The sequence below is a fragment of the Pricia antarctica genome (assembly GCF_900101815.1).
Taxonomy (GTDB): domain Bacteria; phylum Bacteroidota; class Bacteroidia; order Flavobacteriales; family Flavobacteriaceae; genus Pricia; species Pricia antarctica.
In genome coordinates this window covers 188763-213410 of the sequence record NZ_FNAO01000003.1, presented here as the reverse complement: position 1 = coordinate 213410, position 24648 = coordinate 188763, and the positions used below count along the sequence as shown (strand labels likewise).

The 24648-nt window shown below is 44.1% G+C and carries 19 protein-coding genes; 10 read left to right on the top strand and 9 right to left on the bottom strand.

All coding sequences use genetic code 11. The annotated features are described in order from the left end of the window. Positions 1–32: 32 nt before the first annotated feature. The 3 genes from BLT07_RS06190 to BLT07_RS06180 all read right to left on the bottom strand — a co-directional run bounded on the left by BLT07_RS06190 (position 33) and on the right by BLT07_RS06180 (position 3960). Positions 33–1847, bottom strand: a complete 1815-nt coding sequence (locus tag BLT07_RS06190; RefSeq protein ID WP_091866860.1) for an assimilatory sulfite reductase (NADPH) flavoprotein subunit — start codon at positions 1845–1847, stop codon at positions 33–35. A gap of 230 nt (positions 1848–2077) precedes the next feature. Continuing rightward, the gene (locus BLT07_RS06185; protein ID WP_091866858.1) at positions 2078–2971 is read right to left on the bottom strand and encodes a LysR family transcriptional regulator; all 894 of its coding nucleotides are present in this window, start codon (positions 2969–2971) and stop codon (positions 2078–2080) included. Positions 2972–3042: 71 nt separating this feature from the next. Next, positions 3043–3960 carry a 3-keto-disaccharide hydrolase gene (locus tag BLT07_RS06180; protein ID WP_245726462.1) on the bottom strand — a complete coding sequence of 306 codons (918 nt, stop codon included), beginning with the start codon at positions 3958–3960 and terminating at the stop codon, positions 3043–3045. A gap of 507 nt (positions 3961–4467) precedes the next feature. On the opposite strand from BLT07_RS06180, the gene BLT07_RS06175 reads away from it, so the two are divergent. After that, a complete protein-coding gene (locus BLT07_RS06175) occupies positions 4468–7116 on the top strand; it encodes a DUF7133 domain-containing protein (protein ID WP_091866856.1) in 2649 nt (882 codons plus the stop codon). A 61-nt stretch (positions 7117–7177) separates the two neighbouring features. On the opposite strand, the gene BLT07_RS06170 is transcribed toward BLT07_RS06175, so the two are convergent. The 3 genes from BLT07_RS06170 to BLT07_RS06160 all read right to left on the bottom strand — a co-directional run bounded on the left by BLT07_RS06170 (position 7178) and on the right by BLT07_RS06160 (position 11249). After that, positions 7178–9700: a TonB-dependent receptor gene (locus BLT07_RS06170; protein ID WP_091866854.1), complete on the bottom strand. Its 2523-nt coding sequence runs from the start codon at positions 9698–9700 to the stop codon at positions 7178–7180. Beyond that, positions 9681–10592 (bottom strand): FecR family protein, encoded by a 912-nt coding sequence (locus BLT07_RS06165; protein ID WP_091866852.1) that lies wholly within the window; start codon positions 10590–10592, stop codon positions 9681–9683. Before BLT07_RS06165 ends, BLT07_RS06170 begins: the two co-directional genes overlap by 20 nt. A gap of 144 nt (positions 10593–10736) precedes the next feature. Continuing rightward, on the bottom strand, positions 10737–11249 hold the full coding sequence (locus BLT07_RS06160) for an RNA polymerase sigma factor (protein WP_091866850.1): 513 nt from the start codon (positions 11247–11249) through the stop codon (positions 10737–10739). 91 nt (positions 11250–11340) lie between these two features. Between BLT07_RS06160 and BLT07_RS06155 the strand changes: the two genes are divergently transcribed. The 4 genes from BLT07_RS06155 to BLT07_RS06140 all read left to right on the top strand — a co-directional run bounded on the left by BLT07_RS06155 (position 11341) and on the right by BLT07_RS06140 (position 16880). After that, positions 11341–12726: a hypothetical protein gene (locus tag BLT07_RS06155; protein ID WP_091866848.1), complete on the top strand. Its 1386-nt coding sequence runs from the start codon at positions 11341–11343 to the stop codon at positions 12724–12726. A 189-nt stretch (positions 12727–12915) separates the two neighbouring features. After that, positions 12916–14244, top strand: a complete 1329-nt coding sequence (gene ffh / locus BLT07_RS06150; protein WP_091866846.1) for a signal recognition particle protein — start codon at positions 12916–12918, stop codon at positions 14242–14244. Positions 14245–14374: 130 nt separating this feature from the next. After that, entirely contained in the window at positions 14375–15259 is an 885-nt protein-coding gene (folD, locus tag BLT07_RS06145; protein WP_091866844.1) for a bifunctional methylenetetrahydrofolate dehydrogenase/methenyltetrahydrofolate cyclohydrolase FolD, read from the top strand. A 553-nt stretch (positions 15260–15812) separates the two neighbouring features. Next, positions 15813–16880 carry a PAS domain-containing sensor histidine kinase gene (locus BLT07_RS06140; RefSeq protein ID WP_091866842.1) on the top strand — a complete coding sequence of 356 codons (1068 nt, stop codon included), beginning with the start codon at positions 15813–15815 and terminating at the stop codon, positions 16878–16880. Between the two features lie 158 nt (positions 16881–17038). Here BLT07_RS06140 and BLT07_RS20920 read toward each other — a convergent pair whose 3' ends face one another. Beyond that, a complete protein-coding gene (locus tag BLT07_RS20920; RefSeq protein WP_175455270.1) occupies positions 17039–17185 on the bottom strand; it encodes a hypothetical protein in 147 nt (48 codons plus the stop codon). A gap of 143 nt (positions 17186–17328) precedes the next feature. Here BLT07_RS20920 and BLT07_RS06135 point away from each other — a divergent pair, with 143 nt between their 5' ends. The 5 genes from BLT07_RS06135 to BLT07_RS06115 all read left to right on the top strand — a co-directional run bounded on the left by BLT07_RS06135 (position 17329) and on the right by BLT07_RS06115 (position 23173). After that, positions 17329–18633 (top strand): MFS transporter, encoded by a 1305-nt coding sequence (locus BLT07_RS06135; RefSeq protein WP_091866840.1) that lies wholly within the window; start codon positions 17329–17331, stop codon positions 18631–18633. 182 nt (positions 18634–18815) lie between these two features. Continuing rightward, positions 18816–19613: a 3-keto-disaccharide hydrolase gene (locus BLT07_RS06130; RefSeq protein ID WP_091866838.1), complete on the top strand. Its 798-nt coding sequence runs from the start codon at positions 18816–18818 to the stop codon at positions 19611–19613. Positions 19614–19629: 16 nt separating this feature from the next. Next, positions 19630–21054 carry a Gfo/Idh/MocA family protein gene (locus BLT07_RS06125; protein WP_091866836.1) on the top strand — a complete coding sequence of 475 codons (1425 nt, stop codon included), beginning with the start codon at positions 19630–19632 and terminating at the stop codon, positions 21052–21054. Positions 21055–21085: 31 nt separating this feature from the next. After that, positions 21086–21946, top strand: a complete 861-nt coding sequence (locus BLT07_RS06120; protein WP_091866834.1) for an alpha/beta hydrolase — start codon at positions 21086–21088, stop codon at positions 21944–21946. A gap of 255 nt (positions 21947–22201) precedes the next feature. Beyond that, the gene (locus BLT07_RS06115) at positions 22202–23173 is read left to right on the top strand and encodes an aldo/keto reductase (RefSeq protein WP_091866832.1); all 972 of its coding nucleotides are present in this window, start codon (positions 22202–22204) and stop codon (positions 23171–23173) included. Between the two features lie 24 nt (positions 23174–23197). Here BLT07_RS06115 and BLT07_RS06110 read toward each other — a convergent pair whose 3' ends face one another. Together BLT07_RS06110 and BLT07_RS06105 are read right to left on the bottom strand one after the other, a co-directional pair. Then, positions 23198–23623 carry a VOC family protein gene (locus tag BLT07_RS06110; protein WP_091866830.1) on the bottom strand — a complete coding sequence of 142 codons (426 nt, stop codon included), beginning with the start codon at positions 23621–23623 and terminating at the stop codon, positions 23198–23200. Positions 23624–23672: 49 nt separating this feature from the next. Next, positions 23673–24647, bottom strand: coding sequence for a YitT family protein (locus BLT07_RS06105; protein ID WP_091866828.1), 975 nt, complete (start codon positions 24645–24647; stop codon positions 23673–23675). Position 24648 lies beyond the last annotated feature (1 nt).

The window sequence follows — 24648 nt, the reverse complement described above, 5'->3', positions numbered from 1 at the left end:
TTTTCACTGTTGTAAGAGTTTTTTGATGCAAGTCAATAAATATCCGCTTGGTACCGATTGGCCAATTGAAGCTTTTTAACATAATCTTCCGCCTTTTCAAGGGTTACCCCGCCTTGTTCCTGTATAATTTGCTTTAGCGCGATGTCCACATCCTTTGCCATCTTTTGTGCATCCCCGCATACATAAAAATGAGCGCCATTTTCAAGCCAGTCGTACAATTCTTTGCCATTTTCCAGCATACGATGTTGCACGTAATCCTTTTCTGTTTGATCTCGTGAAAAGGCAACGTCGGCCTTGGTCAATACGCCTTCTTTGAGGTATTGTTGCCATTCGGTCTGATACAGGAAATCGGTCGTAAAATTCCGATCGCCGAAGAAAAGCCAAGATGGCCCTTTTTTCTCAGCGACTTCCCTATGCTGCATGAATGCCCTGAAAGGTGCTATCCCGGTTCCCGGGCCTACCATGATAATGGGTGCATCGGGATTTTCCGGAAGTTTGAAACGCGTATTTTTATCCACAAAGATTTTGACTTTATCGTCCACTTCCAACCGATCGGCCAAGGTAGAGGAGCAGTGCCCTTCTTTGTCCCTACCAAACGCATTGTACCGTACTACAGATACCAGCAGGTGCACTTCTTCGTCCACAGCTTCTTGGGATGAGGCTATGGAGTACATTCTGGGCGTGTTTTTTCGTAGCACCGAAATTAGTTCGTCCGGTGAAAATTTATGGGGTTCCTCGGAGAGAAGGTCCAGAATATCCCTTCCCGGAAGATATTCCAAAACGGCGGTATTGTCACCCAGAATTTTTTTCAGGCGTGGATTGTCGGTTATTTCGGCGTATTTGGTCAAAGAGACTTTCGATAAGGGGGTAAGCTCGTAATCATAGGTCAATGCCTCCAGCAAGGTTTTTTCTCCATTGTGGCTAACTACCCTCTTTTCGCCAGATAAATTCGTTTTCTCCAAAACCGCTTTTATCAGTTTGGGGGAATTCGCCCCATAGACTCCCAGTGCATCTCCCGGTTCATAGGTTATTCCCGAACCTTGAAGGTCCAGTTCCAAATGCATGGTCTCCTTGGAGGATCCCGTGCCGTTAAGATTTATTTTTTCGAGGATCGTGGCTTCAAAAAGGTTTTTCCTAGAGTATTTTGTCCCAGTTGTCGGTGCGATTTCATTGGCCGGACTTTGTATATGTGATGTTTCGCCCGATTTCTTTGAGATGGCATCAACTAGGGCATTTTGCCAAGTTTCGGCGTCGTCCTCATAATCGACATCACAATCTTGACGGGGAGTCATACGCGTAGCACCCAAGATCTCCAGAATGGCATCAAAATCCTTTCCCGTCTGGCAAAAATCGACATAACTGCTATCGCCAAGACCTAAAACGGAAAATTGGATATGGGAAAGGTCCGGCGCCCTTTTGCCATGCAGATAGGTATACAGGTCTTCGGCCTGAACGGGAGGTTCTCCCAAGCCATGCGTACTCACGATAACCGCCAATTTCTTTATTTTCTTGAAGTCCCTGGTCTTAAAGGAAGCCATATCGGAAACTTCTACCTCGATTCCCCTTTCCTTTGCCAGGTTGGCTAAATTTTCGGCCAAAGCTTCACTATTTCCCGTATGGCTGCCAAATAGAATATTCAATTTTTCCGGTTCGACCGTGGAAGTATCTGGAGAAGCTCCGTTCGTAGTAACTTCTGTTTCTACAGAAATAGGGTTCAGGGCGATGCCGGAAAAGTAACCGTTCAGCCATTGAAGCTGTCCGGAATCCAATCCGGAAAGGGCTTCGCTTAGCTTTTCTGCCTGTTTATCATTGAACGGGCCCCGTTCCAATCCTTTTTTTAAATCCATGTGAAGAATTATTGTTGGTAAAATATTGCGCGTCGTTTTGCAATTCTTAAACGATTGTCCTTATTTATTGAGGTACAAAAATACCTTGAACAAGGTTCATTCGCCAATTACAAATCTTGATACTCAATAACCTGAAGTTATAGTTAGACTCAAAAAAGGGGAGGATAAAGGAATCAGGAAACAAAATTGCGCAACGGGATAGTATTAGCGGGCAATCTTCCCCTGGAATCTCACAAATTATGATTTCGGATCAAAAACTGCATCAATAACCCGGCAAGCCCCCCTTTCGGTCCTTGGGGCGTAATAAAATAGAACTGCCTGTGGATGGGTAATTTTTTTATTTCGATAATTTTAAGGATTCCGTCCTGAAGTTCCTTAAGCACGGCATGTAAGGAAATAAATGCCATACAATCCGAATGTTGAAGATAGGACTTTATAGCCTCGGTACTTCCCAACTGCATTTCTACCTTGAGGTCGGAAAGACGGATTTCCTTTTGTTTTAATGCACCGGCAATTACTTCCAAGGTTCCCGAACCGGGCTCCCTCAGTAAAAGGGGAATGTTTTTTAACTCCTCCGGTCGTATCTCATCCTTATTGGCCATAGCGTTATTACTACTGCACACCAGAACGATTTCATCCTTTAAAAATGAGGTATAGTGAATCTCACGCCTTTTCGATTTACCTTCGACAACACCTAGTTCGATACTTTTGTTCAGTAGTGCCTGCTCGATCTGTTCCGAATTACCACTTAGTAATTCCACCTTGACATCTTGATGCATGCTATGAAACCGTGCAAGTAACGGAGGTAATATATATTGGGTGATCGAAGTACTGGAACCTACATGCAGCAGCCCGGTCTGCGTTTCATTAAACTGATTCAGATCAAATTCTATTTGCCTGTAAATCCCTTGAATATTTTCGGTGTGTCTCAGCAATACTTGCCCTGCGGAAGAAAGAACTACTTTATTTCCCTTCCTATCGAAAAGCGCTAGTTTGAACTGACTTTCCAATTCTTTTATATGCTTCGTGACGGCCGGTTGCGATATGAGCAACTCTTCAGCCGCTTTGGTGAAATTGAGCCTTTTGGCAACGGTATAAAAAACTTTTAAACGGAAATCGGTCATTTACTTACTACTTATATTTTTGGAAGGGTAAGCTGCGCTACTTCGATTTGAGATCTTGCAACCTAAAGACCTCAATACACACAACTGGTATTGTCGGCCTCCACATAATAGCTTTTATAGTTTTTTGCTTTCTTATCCATACATCCTTTAAGATTTAGGACTTGGATGGACCTGAAATCAATGGGAGCGGTCTCCGCTTGAATGGCTATAAAGCCTTCCTTCACCGGGGCTCCCTCGCGGTAGGCGCTTTCCTTATAACCGCTTACATTTCCACCTCCAATGGTCGGCTTGCGGTATTCCATGACTACCTGGTCCTCCAAAATGTGCTGGATCAATGAATCTCCAAGTACCAGGGCCTCGACTTCCACCCATTGATCTCCGGGATACGTCTTTGATGACGAATTAATGCAATGTGGGGTATACAAGGAATCGCCGAGAACGACGTTCGTGCCCGGGGTACATAAATTGGCATTGGTGCGTTCATTAACGCCATTGCCTCCCAAAAGTTGCAGTTCTAACGATATGGGAAAATCTTGATTTAGTCCAAGAGAGGCGGGGTCTTGACAGTGGAGCATGAGGCCATTATTACGAACGGCCCAACCTGGGCCTCCGGTCATCTGCTTGCCTACAAAACGGTACACAACCTTCAGCCTGTAGTGTGAGAATTTTTGATTGTAGTAAAGATGTCCGAAATCCCCACTGAAGGTATCCTTTTCAGCATAGCGAACACTAAGAAGACTATCCTTGACAAGGAATCTATTTTTATAGTTTTCACCCAATTCAAAACCTGTGAACTTAGGGGTCCACTCTTTCATTTCAGATCCATTGAACAGCTCGATCCATTCCTCCTTATCCGGATTCGACGCCGAGGGTGAGCTGGACTTCAATAAAAGAGCAGCTATAAAAAGCAGGGCCCACGCCAGACCTTTTAAATTCTTGTATTTAGAATGTTCCATCTCATAGTTGTTTTGGTTCAATGCGCTTGCCATTAATTTGGATTTTATTTTTTTAGATGGACTAAAAACTTTCCATTCCAACTGGACTGATTTATGAAGAATGCTCCAGTAGCCCTTATTTTTATATAAATATACTGAAGTCAATTCGACTTTTTGTTTGGAACCAAGATATTCGGCTTTTTTGTCTTAATGATGTCATTTTTCAGTTGCATGGTTTATGCTACGGAACTTAAAAAAGACGAAATTAGGGTTACAACTATGAATATCGCAGGTAAAAAAAAGCGAGTAAACGATTTCTCCTAAAGGTTATTGCCCCATTCAATTTTTGACTGATATATCTTAACAAAAAAATAGTAAGCACTACTTTTGGAATAGATAAAATGCTTTTGCCTTGGCTCCTGCTTTATGATTTGACAATAGGTTTGTCCAAAATTCGTTTATTTGCAATCCCAAATAAAATCGAATTTTATAGTAAAGTCTTGCTCAATTCAAAGTAAGCCAAGCCATCTGGTAGGAATAAAAAAATAAGATAGTCTTGATATGAACAAAATTCTCGTATTTTTTGTGATGTTGACCATAGCTTTAACGAGCTGTAAAAATAAAAATGAAAACTGTATACCCAGTGCCGAAGTTATCGAATATCCTACCGATTCTGTGCTAAACGCACTTAATTGGCCCGAAGATTTGGTGATAAAGGGTTTTTCCGGTCCCAAAATTACCCCTAGTCCTGCCTGTATGGCAGTGGCAGCTTCGGGCGAGGTTTTTGTCGGCGTGGATATGATGGGTTCCCTTGGAAAAGAGATCGGAAAAGGATTTATAAAGCGTCTGGTCGATTGTAACCATGACGGTATTATGGATTACCATACCGAGTTTGCACAAGTGGATAACCCAAGGGGGATTTTACCTATCGGTGATCAAGTATTTGTACTTCACACCACATTTTCGGACGACACAAAAAAGGCCGATAATATGGATCTCGTGGTTTTGGACGATAAAGATAAGGACGGAATTGCCGATGGTCCGCCCAAAGTGCTGATCAAGAACATGAGCAATTCGAAGTATTTGCGCGAACGTGGAACGGACCATGCCACAAATGGCATTCAAATGGGTATCGATGGTTGGATTTACATCGCCGTGGGCGATTTTGGATTCTACAATGCAACGGACAGGGAGGGTAGCAAAATGACTCAATTGGGAGGCGGTATTGTGAGGATACGACCCGATGGCACCGACATGGAAGTTTATTCACATGGAATGCGCAATATTTACGATGTCGCCATTGATCCTTTCATGAATATATTTACACGAGGCAACACCAATGATGGCGGTGGATGGAATGTTCGGTTTACACATCAAATACAATCTGGAGAATACGGTTATCCGATACTTTTTAAGCATTTTACTGAAGAAATTTTACCTGCGTTGGTCGATGTAGGGGGGGGTTCTGGAACCGGGTCACTTTTTATGAACGATGATCGATGGCCTGAAAAATATAATAACGTTCCCATGATGGCCGATTGGGGCAGGAACCAGTTATACATTCATAGGGTCACAAAAGACGGTCCGAGCTTCACCCAAAATGAGAAACAGTTTATTCAATTGCCACAAATCACGGATGTAGATGTAGATGCTTCGGGTACGATGTACCTATCCGCTTGGGACGGTGCCGGTTATTCCGGAAACCCCGATAAAGGCTATGTGGTTCGGGTCACTCCTGAAGATTTTACGTACGAGTCTTTCGTTGATGTAAAAGAGGTATCGATCAACGACTTGATCGATTTATTAAAAGCTAAAAATGCAAAGTCGCGGTTGAGTGCCCAGTACGAGTTGTTGCAACGACAAGAAAGCGAATCGGTCGTACAGGTACTGGAGCTGGCAAAGGAGAAAAATCAAGCCTTGGAAGTTCGTGCGGCGGCAATTTTCACCTATGCCCAACTTGCCGGTGCCAAGGGCATTGCCGAATTGGTAACCTTGTCAAAGGATGCTTCTGTACAAAGATTTACGCTACGGGCCTTGGCGGATCGTAAGGAGTTTGTGAAGAAAGTGCCCGTCCAACCTTTTTTAACTGGGTTGAAATCTACATCGGAAGAAGTAAAGGCAGCTGCTATTATCGGTCTGGGACGCTTGGGAAATCCTAGTGTGGCCCAGGAACTATTGCAGATAAAGGTGCCGAGTTCATTTGCCGCCCCAAAAATAAATAGCGAAGGCCCGCATGCCACTCCTAACGCCGAAATTATTTTTCCCCATTTGGCCGTTAAGGCCTTGGTGGAATTGAATGCGGTCGATGATTGTATTGCCGCCCTTGGTACCGATAATGAAGATTTGGCCTTATGGGCAATGCGGTATATGCATAATCCAAAGGTGGTGAAGGCACTTATTGAAGCGTACAACGATTCCACAGACGAGGTTTTCAAGAAAAAAGCAATACACACTTTGGCAAGGATCTATCATAAAGAAGCGCCTTACGATACTTCTTGGTGGTGGAGCACCAGACCCGATACGCATGGACCCTACTACAAGACCATGGAATGGGAACAATCACCTGTTATTCGGTCGTTTTTAGTTGCACAATTTAAAGCAAGGGATAAAAGCAACACACCTTTTTTTGCCGAACTCAACAGTAAATATCGATTGGCAATCGATGCTTTTGGGGAGGTGAAATTTGACGAACCGAAAGAGGATATGCCACTGGTCGATTTTGAGAAGATCAAAAATAAAAAAGGTCAGATCGGGGAGGCTTCCATAGAAGATGTAATACTTTCCTTGGGCAAAATCAAAGGGAATGTCCAAAAAGGCGCGGGTCTCTTTAATACCCAGGGTTGCGTTGCCTGTCATAGCATCAATAAAGATCAAGTCCTGAAAGGTCCTTTTATGGGGCAAATAGGTGCTATCATGAACCGGGAGCAGATCGCGGAATCTATTTTAAAACCGAATGCCTCCATTTCACAAGGATTTTCTACAGTGCAGATCAGCACCAAAGGAGGTGATAATTATGTTGGCTTCGTTACAGCGGAATCGGCCGATAGGCTGACCATTCGTAATATTGTAGGAGATGCTACGGAGCTCAAAAAAGCGGATATAGCCGAACGAAATGAATTAGAGACGTCCATGATGCCTGCCGGGTTGGCAAACGCACTGAGTTTTGAGGAAATGGCGTCTTTGGTAGCGTTTTTATCACAGCAGAAATAGATTTCGCTCTGATCTTATACCTATATCACACCTTAAAAATAAGGTCTACGCGCTCGATATTTTAAAACGCCACCCGAAAACTAACATTAGGGGTAAGTCCCAATGAAATATTTTCAGTTTTTTCAATTTCGTTTTGGTCGTCAAGCCGATAATAAGCGTTCAAAATATTTTTACGATTCGTGAAATTCAACACGGATACCCCTGCCGTGGCCTTCACGGTTGAACCGATATCGAAGTTATAGATGGCGGAAGCATCTGCGCGAAGGTATTCCGGCAAACGATTGGCATTCGGGGAACGATAGTTTATCCGGTAGGGAAAAAATGAAGTATCTATCGGGTCATCGGCCTGCGGTTCTGTAATCGGTTTTCCGGTATGGTAGTTCAGCCCGAGACTGAACTTCAGGTTATTCGAGGTGTACGTGCCTGCCAAAGTACCGGTGTGCCGAATATCGAGATTGTTAGGGAATTCGGAAGGCACTATATCCGGAAAATAGTAGGAGTTAACGTTATACCCATAGCTGGCCCAGATACTGTAGGCATCCGTTTTTTTGTTGATCAGGAACTCGATGCCCTTCACATCGTAGTTTCCAATTTCGCCGTTGAACTGGTTTTGGTTCTGAAATCCTTGCGTAGTGGTACTGATGCCGTTCACCTCCTTGTAAAATGCCTCTAGGCCGATATATAGGTTTTGGTGATTGTAATTGAAGCCTACGGCTGCCTGCTTGCTTTTGGTGATGGGTAGCTTATCCCCATCGGAAACTATCCAACGTCGTTTTTCGATACCCAGAAAATTTTGCTCCAAATCGATGATCTGGTTGGTTCCCTGACTTTTGAATTCCCCCAATATTTGGAATTTTAACTCCCGCGTAAGGGCATAGTTCAGGCTCAGACGGGGTTCGATCAGGACCTCCTTGAAGGAATCGGGATTCTCGAAATGGTTCACCCGCACGCCGCCCCTTGCGAACAGTTTTCGATTGCTAGATTGGTAGGTGATTTCGGAGAAAAGGGCCTGGCTGCGTATGATGTCCCGTACGTCACTCTGAAAAGGGGGTTGGGTCACGTCGGTGGCATTGGCAATGGCCGTTTCTATAAATTGGTATCCATTGTCCCATTCGAAACGGTCGTTCATTTGATATTTCGTAGTAAGCTTCAAAGCCGTCTCTTCTACCTGATTATTTTGAAACAGGGTCTGTTTGGCATTGGAGGATGTATTTCGTGCATCGAGATTGTAGTCGGTATTGTAAACGTTTAAAAACGTTGAGAACTTTTTGTTCCAAGTACTTCTCAGGCTTCCCCCGAAGGATAGATTCGTCTGGTCAAGGTCGCTGCGGGTGCGTTCGCCGGAATCCATATCGGCTTCCGAATACTCTAAAAGGTTATTGACGCTTATAAAGCTGAGGCGAACTTTTTGATTTTTGTTGATGTCGTACAGTAATTTTCCCGTAAAGTCGTAGAAATAGAAATTCCCGTTCCGGTTCACCTGGCTATCCTCAAAAACCCGGGTAAAGAACTTTTGGTAGGTAGGGGTATTCAAAATATCGGTAAGGGAACGCCGCGCGGATACCTGCAGGGCAAGCTTGTCGGAAATCGGTAGGTGTCCGTACACATCGCCGCCGATCAGGTTAACGCCGGCACCACCGTAAAATTGGTCCGAAATGCTGTCCTTCGTGCGTATATCGATGATGCCACTGACACCTTCGCCATATCGGGAACTTGTACCATTTTTTGTTAAGATAACTTGATCGGTCAGATACGGATTGAAGGCGGATATCAATCCGAAAAAATGTCCGGATTGGTACATTTTGATGCCGTTCCATAGCACGAGGTTCTGGTCGTTGGTACCCCCGCGAATATTGATGTTCGAAACCGTTTCATCGATACTTTCGATTCCCGGAAGGGCCCGAACAGTTTGCAGTACGTCTGGTTCAATCAAGCCTGGAAGAATACCGAATTGCTCGCTGTTCATCTCGATACTACCATCCAATTGTTGTACCAGACCTTGGGTGAGGAATTCGTAGACGACAACTTCTTTCAAGGGTTGATAGAACTGCGCCAATAGCAAGGTCGCGCAGGGTTGTTGCTTCGTTAAATCCTTGGCATCGACAAAAAGGGTCTTATAGCCGATATGCTTGATTTGAATTTTGGCGGTCTGCGGTACGTTGCCAATCGCAAAATAGCCGTCCGCATCGGTAATTAAGGCAGTTTTTGTTCCCAGAACCTCTACCGTTGCCCCAGTAACAGTGTTCCTCTCAAAATTATCCAGAACTATCCCGCAAATATCGACTGAAAAACGCCGTGTTATGGTATAGTACCGCTGGTTCAGTTTTTGAATTTGGAGTTGGGTCTGCTCTTGGACATCCGCTAAAATAGCCTTTAAATTTTTCGTTTTTGGAACGATGACACTCAGATTACGGATATCATCGTCCGCGTAGGAAAATTTGATTTCAAAATTGCGTTCCAATTTTTGGAGAAAGGAAATAAGCGAAACACTGGACGTATCTTCTTGCGCGTCAACACTTTTAGGAAATGAAAAAAGGATAAGGCAAAGCAGGGCAAGCGTACGTTTACGGAGTGTTTTCGCCATAGAAGAGCACTTTGTCGCCTTCAAATTTAAACTTTATTTGCGAAGGGACACTAATACTTTTCAAGGCAAGTCCGGTATCGGAATTACTGAAAGAGCCAGTAAACAATTGACCTAAATCAATGTCTTGCGTCTTTACGGCGATATCGTGCTGGCGCTCAAATTCATCGAGCACATATTTCAGGGGAACACTTTTGAAGGAACTTTCATCGTGCATCCAAGAAGGTTCGGAGGTATGGGCTGCGCCAGATTCTACGATTTCACCATGGATCGCTATAAATGAACTGCCGGCGCGCAGTTGGGTTACTGTATTGTTGAAGGCAACACTTACCAGGCCTTCAAAACAAGTGACTTCAAAAAAACCCTTTCTGTTTTCAACGTTGAATTGGGTACCCAGAACCGCAACGTTTCCGGCATCGGTGGCAACGGTAAAACGTTTGCCTTTGGCTACTCTGAAAAAGGCTTCGCCTTTAAGATCGACATTACGCTTTTTGTCCCATTTGCTTTCACTATATGATATTTCGGAGTCTGCGTTCAACACGACCTCCGACAGGTCGGGCAAGGTTATTTCCTTGTTTTCGGCGAAGGATGTAGAAATCGTTTCGTCCGATAAATTCAGATAGAGATAAGATCCCAGTATAAGTACTGCCGCCACCGCTGCGACCCGTAAAAATTTTCGGAATGGATGCAATGTAATGACCTTGTTGTCCCGCAGTTCGCGTCTGTTTTTCAACGCCTGATAAGCGCCGTCAGCATCGAACTCCGGTGCCTGCATGCTATCGGTAGTATCGGCGATACGTTTATAGGAAGCATACGCATCGGAATTTTCGAATTCCGCAAGCTCTGCGTCCGTAAGGTCGCCGTTCAGCCATTTCGCCAAGTAATTTTCTTGCATTATTTCTATCTTAGTACCTTAATAACAATCCCTTGAGGAAAAACCCTACTAGTGAAATTCAAGCGCAAGTTCAAATATCAAGTTCAAAAGAGTTTATAGGTCATAACAGCCGCGATTTTCCGATTTTGAGTACTGCTTACGGCTCTAAATCCCGTCAATTTTCTCCCGCAGCGATTTAAGCGCCAAATGCATCCTTTTTTCGATGGCTTTGACACTAACCTCTTCCATTTCAGCGATTTCGGCATATTTTTTACCGTCTATCCGGTGCAACAAAAAAGTAATGCGCTGGTTGTCGGGAAGGGCGTTCAGGGCATCGTCCAGTTTTTGCTTGAATTCGTTCTCCTCCATCAGAAATTCCGGGTCCTCGTGGGTCGTCTTTAAGGTCTTGTCCGCATATTTCAGACGTACTTTTTCCGCTTTTATTACGTTAAGGTATAGGTTGTTAGCTACGGTATAAACATATGATTTCGCCTTTTCGGGAGGGACTTTCGAACAGTTTTCCCATAGCTTCAAAAAGGCTTCCTGAACGACATCATAGGCTTTTTCTTCATTTCCGAACTTGTAATAAATGTAGTTGAAAATTGTTTTGGAATTCGCTTTGAATAACGTATCGAATACTTGCTCGTCGCAAACATTGCCTGTATCTTTACCTTTCAAGGGGGCCTATTTTTTTCAAAGATATCCGAAAAAATTATAAAAAGTAGGGTATTTTCTTAAGAGGTTGTTTTACAGGAAATTCCAAATCATTATGTATCCTATTTTTACGTATCCGCGATATGTCATCCTACTGGCGGCGGTGATACTTTTTGCCTCTTGTCAAAAAGAGGAACCGTTTCATGAGGCCATCGATCCCGAGCTGACTTTGTCGGCTCGTTCTGTTACTGTGGAGACGATGAAACGCACTACTTCCCACGACGGATCCTACGATAATATCGTTGACGGTGCAAGTTGTATGGCTATCCAATTTCCCTATACGGTCTCGGTAAACGGTTTGGAACTGCAGATTGAAACGATGGCAGACCTACAGAAAATCGAGGATGTTCTTGACGCGGCCGATGAAGGCGAATATAGTATGCAAATTACGTTTCCCATAACGGTAACGATGTCCGATTATACCGAAATCGTCGTCAATAGTGAAGCGGTGCTTCAAAAGTATGGCGAACAATGCGTCGAGGGCGGCAATGACGATGATATCGAGTGCATCGATGTGATTTATCCCGTAGATCTTTTTACCTACAATCTCAATCTACAGCTGACCGGTAGCCTTACGGTAAACCACGATAAAGAACTGCGGCGTTTTTTGGCAGGGTTAGAAGCTGACGATTTGATCAGTATCGATTTTCCCATGACTTTTGAAATTTTCGACGGTGCCGAACTGACCGTAAACACCAATACCGAATTGGCCAATGCCATGGAGCGCGCGATCGATATGTGTTACGAAGACGATAACAATGACCATAACGACGATGATTTTACCAAAACAAGTCTTGACGGTCGTTTAACGACCTGCCCTTGGCTCGTAAAGGAATTAAAAAAGAAGGATTTGATCGGCTCCGAGACCTATCAGGAACAGCTGCTAACTTTTATGGAGGATGGAAGGGTTACCTTGGATAATGGGTTTGATGCTGTCAGCGAGGGCACGTGGTCCGTCACCGTTTCCGATTTTAAGGTTTTTCTCGCTATGGAATTTATGGATGCGGATGCGTTCAATGGAGCTATGTACACTTACGAAATAGGGGAAGACACGATAAAATTGGATGGAGGGGAAAATGACCAAATTATTTTGGAGCAGTTTTGTGCCTACGAAATGCAGACTTGTAGCCAAGTATTTATAGAAGAAAATCTGCAGGACGAATGCCGATGGTCGATTACCGACGGTAAAGGGGAATTCAGCGAGGACATAACTATCGATTTTTCCCAGAAGAACATCCAGGCCTACAATGCTAACGATACCGTTGTGGACGAAGGCAACTGGAATATTTCAGATACTACCCTGACCTTCAGCGGGCTGAGCACCACCCTTGAATATTATGTCGGCGATTGGAAGGTTGTCGGCTGTAGTGAGGAGCGATTCAGGCTTCAGCGTGGTGATGATAGTCTAGTTCTTGTGAAAAATTGTGAAGCCGGACATTAGTGCCTATTCAGAAGTGCCAGTTCAGAAATGAATTGATCCTGCCGTTTTTACTATAAATGGCACGGCCGGTCAGCGTCCGAATTCCTCAATTTTTTATATCCAATTTTGGCGAATTAGCTTCGTCGTATGGGTGCTTTTTTGTTCCCTGCTTTATGCTTAAATTTGTCCCCATCAAAATAGAAAAGACCGATGTTCGACAATTTAAGCGAAAAACTGGATAAGGCCCTCCACACCCTCCGTGGCCACGGGCAGATAACCGAAATAAACGTAGCGGAAACCACGAAGGAAGTCCGAAGGGCCTTGCTCGACGCGGACGTCAATTTCAAGATAGCCAAAGAATTTACCAACCGGGTCAAGGAAAGAGCCTTGGGCCAGAACGTACTGACCAGTCTACAGCCCGGCCAGTTGATGGTGAAGATCGTAAAAGACGAACTTACCGAGCTTATGGGCGGGGAGACCGAAGGCATCGATCTTTCGGGAACACCGTCGGTCATTTTGATGTCCGGCCTGCAAGGTTCGGGTAAGACCACATTTTCCGGAAAGCTGGCAAACTACCTAAAAACTAAAAAATCCAAGAAACCTTTGTTGGTCGCCTGTGACGTATACCGTCCCGCAGCTATCGACCAATTGCATATCGTCGGGGAGCAGATCGAGGTCGATGTCTATTACGACAAGGATAATAAAGACCCGGTGGCCATTGCGAAGGCCGGTATTGCAAAGGCCAAAGCGGAAGGCCACAACGTGGTCATTATCGATACCGCGGGCCGACTGGCGGTCGACGAGAAGATGATGGCCGAGATATCGGAAATCCATAATGCCATCCAGCCTCAGGAAACCCTTTTCGTGGTCGATGCCATGACGGGTCAAGATGCCGTGAATACCGCAAAAGCCTTTAACGATGTTTTGAATTTTGACGGGGTCATCCTGACAAAACTCGATGGCGATACCCGGGGCGGTGCGGCCATTTCTATTAAATCCGTAGTCGATAAGCCCATCAAATTTATTGGAACTGGCGAGAAGATGGAAGCTATCGATGTCTTTCACCCCTCCCGTATGGCGGATCGTATTTTGGGTATGGGCGATGTAATTTCCTTGGTTGAACGGGCCCAAGAGCAGTTCGATGAAGAGGAGGCCCGAAAAATCCAAAAGAAGATTGCTAAGAACAAGTTTGGCTTCGACGATTTTCTGTCCCAGATCCAGCAGATCAAAAAAATGGGGAATATGAAGGACTTGATGGGCATGATTCCCGGGGCCGGAAAAGCCTTAAAAGGATTGGATATCGATGACGACGCCTTTAAGCATATCGAAGCTATCATCCATTCCATGACCCCCGATGAGCGTTCGAATCCATCCAAACTGGATGTAAGCCGTAAAAAACGGATCGCCAAGGGCAGCGGCCGCGATATGAAAGAAGTGAACCAGCTGTTAAAGCAGTTCGACCAAATGGGCAAGATGATGAAAATGATGCAAGGTGGTGGCGGCAAGAAAATGATGCAGATGATGCAGAATATGCAATAAGCAAGTTAGCAGTTGCAGTGAGGTTAGGCAGTGGGCCATTGATTACATAGGCGCAAAGTTTACGAAAGGTCCGCAAAGCGTTTTCAGTAATCTTTCTGATTACGCTTTAGAAGCTAAAATTATTAAATACATGATTATATTAGATGGAAAGAAAATTTCCAACGAAATAAAGGAGGAAATTACAGTCGAAGTCTTGGCAATGAAAGAACGTGGCGAAAAGGTCCCACACTTGGCGGCTGTACTGGTAGGCAACGATGGGGCAAGCCTTACCTATGTGGGTAGCAAGGTACGATCCTGCAAGAAAATCGGGTTTGAATCCACTTTGGTCCATTTGCCCGAAGAGACTACCGAAAAAGCCCTGTTGCAAAAAGTACACGAGCTGAACGATGACGATGACATTGATGGTTACATCGTACAACTGCCCCTGCCCAAGCATATCGATGAAGAGAAGGTATTAATGGCTGTTGATCCGGATAAGGATGTCGATGGATTCCATCCTGTCAATTTTGGAAAAATGGCCTTGGATATGGAAACCTTTATCTCCGCCACTCCCTACGGAATTATGGAGCTGTTACGGCGCTACAAAGTCGATACCGAAGGTAAACATGCAGTGGTTATCGGTCGTAGCCATATTGTGGGTAGACCTATGAGCATTCTAATGAGCCAAAAAGGGAAAGCGGCCAACTGTACGGTAACCCTCACCCACAGTCGCACCAAGAATATGAAGGAATTGACATTACAAGCAGATATTATTGTATCCGCTCTTGGCGTCCCCCATTTTCTTAAGGCGGATATGGTGAAAGAAGGTGCCGTAATCATCGATGTGGGTATCACCCGTGTGCCCGATGATTCCAAAGAAAGGGGCTATTACCTGACCGGCGATGTCGATTTTGAGAATGTCAGCAAAAAGGCATCCTATATTACTCCCGTCCCCGGTGGGGTGGGGCCGATGACGATTGCGATGTTGTTGAAAAATACGCTTCTGGCTCGCGAAAGGCACAGAAATAAGGGCTGATTGCCGGTTTACGACATCCTTTACAAATTACCGAGTGAATCAGTTTTTGGGTTTAACGATGGATAGCCTATTCTTAGAAAAAAATGCTCTTGAAATTCAACTTTCAGGATGTAACTTTTCCAGAATAAATCGGTCAGATTAACTTCGTACTAAAACCTCTAATTCTTAAAATATTAAAATGAACAGGATTCTTACGGTCCAATGGGTCGCGGTGGTATAAATTACCATTTTGCTGCCTGTTCGCCCAAGAATGTACTAAAGTGGTCTCCAATATCCCATTAAAATCCGGAAATATATACTAATCATCTGTAGATAAGTAAATTAGAATCGTCCTTAAATCTTAGTAACAGGTCTCTAAACGATAAAAAATACAAGTTGAGCTTTTCAATTAAAATAAATTGTGCTTTGAGAGACTAACCATACCTTTTCGAACGTTTGATTACTAATTCCCCATGAGACCTACGCGTATGATTTGACCTGTTTGCAGTAAGACATAAAGAATTAAATTGCTTTAATTTGATTTTTTAAAGAAACCATCAAATAACCGAAACCAATGAACCACCAATTAGCACCTTTCTTTGATTTATCCATGGATTGCCTTTGTATTGCCGGCTATGATGGCTATTTTAAAAAGATCAATCCGGCCTTAGTGAAGTTGTTAGGATATTCAGAGGAGGAATTGAGCTCCAGATTAATATCCGAATTTATTTATGAAGAAGATAGGGGATTGACTGCTTTGTATCGCCAAAACCTGAAGGATAATAAGCCGTTAACTAATTTTGAAAATCGATATGTCTGCAAATCCGGAGAACTTGTTTGGCTCCATTGGACCTCCATTCCTTTAGAAAATGAACAACTGATCTATGCCATTGCAAAAGATATAACCCATAAGAAAGAGTTAGAAAATGAGCGGGTTTCACATATGAGCCATCTTTCCAAAGTAAACGAAGAACTCAAACAACTGAACTACACCACCTCCCATGATTTAAGATCTCCTGTGAATAACTTGATTTCTATGGTCGATTTGATCGATTTAAGCATAATCGATGATGACGATACGATACAAATACTACAGTTTATTCGACTTTCGGCAGAAGGCCTAAACACTTCTTTAAACGCATACGTAGATGCTTTGAAGCGAAGAGATACCCAAAATGATCAATTGGAAGAAGTGCACTTCAATGAAATATTCCAAAAGACCCAAAAATCCATTAGTTCGTTGATCCAAAAAGTGAATGTTGAATTTAAGGTAGATTTTTCGGGTTTGGAAAGTATACCGCACAACCCTACTTATATGGAGAGTATTTTCCTGAATCTCATGACCAATTCCATTAAATACGCCAGACCCGATGTTCCGCCGGTTATCTCAATAGTTGCGGACCAACAAAATGATAATAAAACATTGACCTATTCCGACAATGGTCTTGGATTTAATATGGATAAAGTCGGACATCGCATCTTTAATTTAAACCAAAAATTCCATGATAATGAAGATAGCAAAGGGGTTGGGCTATATTTAGTGCACAATCATATCACCAGTCTTGGGGGAAGTATCTCTGTAGACAGTACGGTCAACGAAGGAAGTACGTTTACGATTAATTTCAATAGCGTCTGTCAGTGATGAGCCATTAAATCTTCGATATTTGATGTGGCTGGGGTTACGTTGTCAAACTTCCGATAGCAAGAAAAACGGATTCCTTTAGAGTATCCATCCAATTAATAATCGCCTGTGGGAAGGGGCTCAGTGCTATTTCAAAATAGGTCCCTTCTCCGAAGTTCTTAAAGAGGCTTTTTGGGAACGATTGTTCCAATAATTACCGTATCGCCTGGTTTTATAATCTCAATATCGTTGCTGTCGTCGACAGTGCAGCTTCCCATGGCGATTAACGTTGCAAAAATTAGGGTGAAGTAGGCCAATTTTTTCATAGTATGGAGATTTTTAAAAAAGTGCGATCTGTTCTAATGGTAACGTTCAAAAACCTATTTCGGTATCCCATTTCAAAAATCTTACCGAATAATGGGCGTTTCTCCTAACTAATCCCCTTACTTTTGCGGCTTTTAAAATACCCATGTCCGCCAAAAGTCGTTTTTCCTTTATCGATCCCGCTAAAAGTCCGTTTTTCTATGGCTATGTGATTTTGGCTGTTGGTACATTGGGTATCTATGCCAGTATTCCCGGGCAGACCATCGGTGTTTCCGTCTTTACCGATCCGGTAAAAGATGCCTTGGGCCTGTCGCGCAACCAGTTCAGTAACGCCTATATGATCGGTACCATCGGTAGTTCTTTGGTCATCGGTAGGGCAGGGATCTGGTTCGATAAATATGGGGCACGTTATGTGGCCTTTTTTGCAGCTCTAGTTTTGGCGGCGGCCTTGATGCTCTGCTCGTGGTCTGTGCAGATGAGCGCGTTTGCCAAGCAAATGTTGGATTCCAGTTCGTGGTTGATCCCCTTTACTTTGATGACGGTGCTATTCTTTACCCTTCGATTTTCCGGCCAAGGGGTGTTGACCATGGCCTCTCGAAACGTAATCATGATCTGGTTTGACAAGAACCGGGGCAAGGTAAACGCAATCAGTAGTGTAGCGATATCCTTTGGATTTTCATCCTCTCCATTATGGGTAAATGCCTTGATCGAAGGCTATACTTGGCAAAGTGCTTGGCAAATTCTTGCAGGGGGACTTCTTGTTATCAGTTTCTTTATCCTTCAATTTTTCAAGAACCGGCCCGAAGAACATGGTTTGTTGCCCGATGGGGAAAATGTCGAGGAGGAGAACGAGACTAAAATCGTTCCATTGGCAAAGCAATATACGCTGGTAGAAGCCAAGCGCACAAGGGCTTTTTGGATGTACGGCCTTATATTGGCCTTCAACAGTTTTTTTATAACGGGACTTACCTTTCATGTCGTATCCGTTTTTGCCAGCGAAGGTTTTCCTAAAGCGGACGCCATCGCCATTTTTCTGCCCACTTCCGTTGTAGCGGTAAGTATATCCTTAGTCTTTAATTATTTGAGCGATTATTTACGGCTCAAATGGTATCTATACCTCATGATTTTAGGCGGTATAATGGCTTCCGTGGGATTTTTATTTTTGTCGTCGAACGTCGGTATACCTCTTCTGGTTGGCGGATTCGGTATCATGAGTGGATTTTTCGCAGTGCTGAACGCTATCGCATGGCCCCGTTTCTACGGCCGCAATCATTTGGGCGCCATAACAGGCAAGATAATGTCATTCTTAATTTTGGCAAGTGCGCTGGCTCCACCGATTTTTAGTTTTTGTTTTTCTACATTCGGATCTTATCGTTTATTGGGCTATCTCGGACTGGCGTTTTTACTATTTTTGGCATTGGCGTCGGTAAAGGCCAATAATCCGCAATAGGCATTCAAAGTAATTCTACTTTTTCATATCCGCTATTGCCCGTTCGCAAGGAGTGGCCGCAAGAGTGGTGACATATATTTTGATTCTTCAATGAATGTTGCTAGCTTTAGACGTTTAATGAAGAGTCCAATTCGGAGCCATTAATTTTAAAATAATCCTAGTCAACAAAATACCGAAATCACATGAGGAAATCCTTTTTACTTTTCACCTTTTTAAGTGTTATCATTTCCTGTAAAACCGAAAAAAAGGAGGAAAAAGCCGAGCAGTCGGCCCAAGAAACCAAGACAGCGGCCGAAGACAATGATTGGATTCCTCTTTTCGACGGCACCAGTACCGATGGTTGGCGCGCTTTTAACGGTGATTCTTTGCCTCCGGGATGGATAATCGCAGACAATGCCTTGACCTTCGATACCGAACTAGGGTTGGAACAGAATTATTCAGGTGGAAAAGATATTATTTATGGCGCGGAGGAATTCGACAATTTTGAGTTATATCTCGAATGGAAGTTGCCTAAAGGGGGTAACAGCGGTATTTTCTATCATTTAAAGGAAGGCTACGACAGTCCCACGGGCATTTCGCCAGAATATCAGCTGATCGATGACAAAGGTTACGCCGCTATTCATGACCTCACGGAATATAACACCAGTCTCGGTTATGACAATCCCAAGGAATTAAAACCCCTTCAACAAACCGCTTCGGATTACGCCATGCACCCCGCCGACCCTGAAAAGAAGATTTTACACCCCATCGGCGAATGGAATTCATCTAAAATCGTTTTTACTCCCGAAAAAGTGGAGCATTGGCTAAACGGGAAAATGGTACTTTCCTTTGTCCCATGGGATGACGCGTGGTACGAAAAAAAGAATTCCAACAAATGGAAAGATAGTCCGGATTACGGAAAATTCAAAACGGGTTTTATCGGACTTCAAGACCATTCGAGTCCGATCTGGTTCAGGAATATCAAAATCAAGAAACTATAATTCAAACCATACGATAATGAACAAAAGAGAATTTCTTAAAAGTGCTGCCGCTGTATCATCTTTTGCCCTACTGCCCTCGGGCGCTTGGGCCTTTTCGGAAGACAAACGCTTGCGAACGGCGCACATCGGTGTAGGAAATATGGGCGGTGAAGACCTAAAGGCCATTTCGTCCCATAAAGCGGTCGATGTGGTTGCCTTGTGCGATGTTGATTCGATAAATCTTGCCAAGGCACATAGGCTGCACCCCAATGCCAGAATATTTTTTGACTATCGCGCCATGCTCGACGAGATGGGTGACGAAATCGATGCGGTCATCGTATCGACCCCGGATCACACCCATGCACCTGCCGCATTATTAGCCATGGAGCATAACAAGCCGGTGTACTGCCAAAAACCCTTGACCCATTATGTCCAAGAATCCCGAAACATGATGAAAGTGGCCAAAGAAAAGAATCTGGTGACCCAAATGGGTATCCAGGTCCATTCTTTTTACGATTATAAATTGGCGACTTTGTTAATTCAATCGGGCATCATCGGCAAGGTACATACCGTTCGCGCATGGTCGCCCAAAAACTGGGGGTACAATGGTCCTGAACCTACCGGTGAGGACCCGGTTCCGGATCAGCTGGATTGGAATCTCTGGTTGGGTACGTCAAAGAAACGCCCGTATAAAGAAGGCTTCTATCATCCCGGCAATTGGCGGAAACTGTTAGATTACGGTTGCGGTACCCTCGGAGATATGGGAGTTCATATTTTTGATACACCTTACAACGCCCTTGAGTTGGATGTTCCCCTGACGATTATGAACGAATGCCGGGAGCCGAACGGATTCGGATATCCCGAAAATAATACGGTCACTTACGAATTTCCACAAACACCCCATACGGCAAAATCCTTGAAATGGGTATGGTATGATGGTCCGGGCATGCCACCTGCGCACGAAGATCTGATACTGCCCGGGGCAACAGATAAAATGGATAAAAAGGAAGGGAAGGAACAAAGTGTAGAAGATAAAATGTCCTTGGACGCTAAAACTGCGGCTGAAGGCCAATTGCCCGACCAGGGAGCCATGTTCATCGGTAATAAGGGTCGTTTATTATTGCCACATTTTATGCAACTGCCCCAAAAAATCGTTAAGGGAAAATACATAGATATTTCATCGGAAATCGAAAAAGTTTCCAAAGCCAATAATTTGGGAGAAATTATTCGCAATTACGAGACCGAAGGACCCAAACACTACCATCAGTTTGTCGATGCCTGTCTGGGAAAAGCGAAAACCTCGGCACCATTTTCATATGCCGGTAAATTGACCGAGACCATTCTTTTGGGTACTATAGCGGGACGTTTTCCGAATCAAACCCTACATTGGGACGCGGAAAATGCTAAATTTGAGGAGGAAGAAGCCAACCAATATTTGAATGCCGAATATCGGGACTTTTGAGTAATGCTAACAGAAAAAAAATGGAAATAATATGAAGCGCTCCCTTACTGTATTGTCCGTCATACTTTTTGTGACGACATCTGCCTTGTCCCAGACGGGAAAGGTATTCGACAACTTGACCCTAGGGAGCAAAATTTTGGACAGCGAACGCAAGTATGCGGTATACTTACCTCCGGATTATGAAACTTCCGAACGTAGCTATCCCGTTTTGTATTTGCTGCACGGGGCAGGTGACGACCAGACCGGCTGGGTGCAGTTCGGCGAGGTTTTGCGTATTACCGATGCTGCGATCAAAGAAGGTACGGCAACCCCTATGATCATCATAATGCCCGATGCAAATACGGGCAAACGTGGCTATTTCAATCAAGGGGAAGACTGGTGGTATGAGGATTTCTTTTTTGAGGAATTTATGCCTGCAATCGAAAAAAAGTACCGGATAAAAAATGAAAAGCGATACCGCGCGATAGCCGGGTTATCCATGGGCGGTGGCGGATCGTTCATGTACGCACTGCACCATCCGGAATTGTTTTCTTCTGCCTGTCCTTTAAGTGCCTATATCGGCCCTTTGACGATGGATGACTTCAAAGCGCGTATAAAGGATAGTGATGTGAAGTATTCCCCATCGGAAATGAAAGCCTATTATAAACGGCACAATGTTCTGGAACTACTCGAAACGGCGCCCGTTGAGGATGTCAAATCCGTACGCTGGTATATCGATTGCGGGGACGACGATTTTTTATACGAGGGCAATAGCTTGGTACACATCGCCATGAGAAAAAAAGAGATTCCCCATGAATACCGCGTTCGTGACGGACGACATAGTTGGACCTATTGGCGGGAGTCCTTACCAACAGTTCTTGGCTTTGTTTCCGATGCTTTTCACCAGAATTGAAAGAATTATTGTATTTTAACATGTAGTGAAAAGTAAATCATTATATCGTTCGTATTATTAAATAAATTTTGGACAAAATGATAATTCGTTTTGCCCTTGCATCGAACGAAGAAAGTACTACAGATAAAAATTCATGGTTACAAAGACGAAGATGTTAATCCATTAAATTCTAGGTAAACATTAATTCTAATCTTTAAATCAATACTTAATAATCAACCCTTGGGCTACCCTCAAGGCAAGTAATCAATAATTAAGATGAAATACAGAAGATTCGGCAGAACCGATTGGAAAGTAAGCGAAATAGGATACGGAATGTGGGGCATGGCAGGTTGGACGCAGTCCGACGACAAGCAGTCTGCCCAGTCTTTGGATTTGGCCGTGGAGAACGGGGTCAACTTTTTTGATACGGCTTGGGGCTATGGCGAAGGCCATAGCGAGGAGCTGTTGGGCCAATTAGGTAGACGACATCCCGAAGTGGAATTGTTTATGGCCAGTAAAATACCCCCTAAAAACTTTGAATGGCCCGCAAAACCGGAATACACGTTTGAGGAATCTTACCCGACGAACCATATCATCGAATATACTGAAAAGACCCTAAAAAATCTGGGAATGGAGCGTATCGATCTTATGCAGTTTCACACTTGGGATGACGGCTGGTCGCACCGTGAGGAATGGCAGCGGGCGATTGAAGACCTTAAAAAAGCGGGAAAAATTGCTGCTATGGGCATCAGCGTCAATCGATGGGAGCCCGAAAACGGAATCAAAGCCCTAAAAACAGGAATGCTCGATGCCGTACAGGTAATCTATAATATCTTCGATCAAAATCCCGAGGACAAGTTATTCCCCCTGTGCGAGGAAAAGGATATCGCCGTAATCGCACGGGTTCCCTTCGACGAAGGCACGTTGACCGGAAAAATCACGAAAGAGACCACATTTCCCGAAGGGGACTGGCGAGGCACGTATTTTGTGCCTGAAAACCTAAACTCCAGCGTTGAGCATGCCGATGCCCTGCGCCCACTGGTGCCCGAAGGTATGAGCATGGCCGAAATGGCCTTGCGGTTTATCTCCATGAATAAGACCATAGGCACCATGATTCCCGGAATGCGCAAAGCCCCTCACGTCAAGGCCAACACGGCTATCAGCGATGGGAAAGGACTTTCGGAGGAATTATATCAGTTATTAAAACAGCATCGTTGGGACAGGGAGCCAACGGTTTGGTCGCAATAGTCCGTAGTTCCGCTAGCAGTGAAGTCACTTCGCAAACAGTTGCCCCATATCCCGAAACGCCTTAAATTCTAACGCATTTCCCGCCGGATCTAAAAAGAACATGGTCGCCTGTTCCCCAACTTGGCCCTCAAAACGAATGTAGGGTTCGATTACAAATTTGACACCTTTGGTTCTAAGTTCTTCGGAGAAGCTTTGAAATGTTTTCCAAGGAAGAACCACACCGTAATGTGGTACTGGAACATCATGTCCGTCTACTGGATTCGAGTGTGTTTCTTCAGTTTCCGCTTTGGGCTTGTAGTGGATGACCAACTGATGCCCGAACAAGTTGAAATCGACCCATTGTTCGCTGCTGCGACCTTCTTCGCATTTCAAGGTTTCACGGTAAAAAGTTCGACATTCCGCTAGATTATGCACGGGGATAGCGATGTGGAAAGGGGTTATTTCTGACATTTTAATTTATTTTTATATGTTTTGTGATGTAAAATGGTACTACGAAAGATTACTTCATCGGCTTCTTTTTGATCATTCCACCTTGAATATCCTTTACGACACCCATAACGATAAAAGCGTTTTTATCGATTTTATCGATTTCGGTACTTAGCTTGGCCAGTTCCAAGCGGGTCATAACGGTATATACGATTTCTGTATCCTGACGTTGACCGCCATTTTTACTAAATCCTTGCCTTCCTTGAAAAATAGTACAAGCCCTTCCCATTTTTTTGGTCAGCATCACCCGTATTTCTTCGTTCTTCGGAGAAATAATGGTTACACCGATATATTCCTCGACGCCATCTACTACATAGTTTACTGTTTTGGCGGCGACCAGATAGGTGAGTATGGCGTAAAGGGCAGTTTCGATGGAAAGTAGGTAGGCACCTGCTGAAAAAATGAGGATATTGATCAAGAGTAGTATATCGCCGATGGTCATGTGCCATTTTCTGCTGAGATAAATGGCCAAAACCTCGGTGCCGTCGATCACACTACCGCCACGCATGGCCATACCGATACCCAATCCTAGGAAAAAACCGCCAAAGACAGCAATCAGCAGTTTGTCATCGGTAACGAGTGGGTAAGGCACAAAGTGTACCACGATCGCAAGTGCCGAAATGGCCAGGATGCTTTTAAATGCGAAGGTTTTGTTGATAGTTTTGGCACCCAGAACCAAAAACGGCAAATTGACGATTACCAACAGAATACCTAAAGAGACATTCGATTTTACCTGTATCAATAGGGATACTCCAGTCACCCCGCCGTCAATAAACTGGTTGGGCAGCAAAAAACCTTTAAGGCCAAACCCTGCGGCAGCCACACCTATAACGATGAACAAAATTTCCTTGGCGGCATGGATCAATTCTACCTGTCCGGTTCGGATTTCTTTGACCAATAGACGCTTGCGCAGTTTCTTAGGGTCTTTTTCGTTTTTAAGCTTGTTCTTGGCGCGCTGTACCAATATGTATTGCAAAAGTGTATTCATG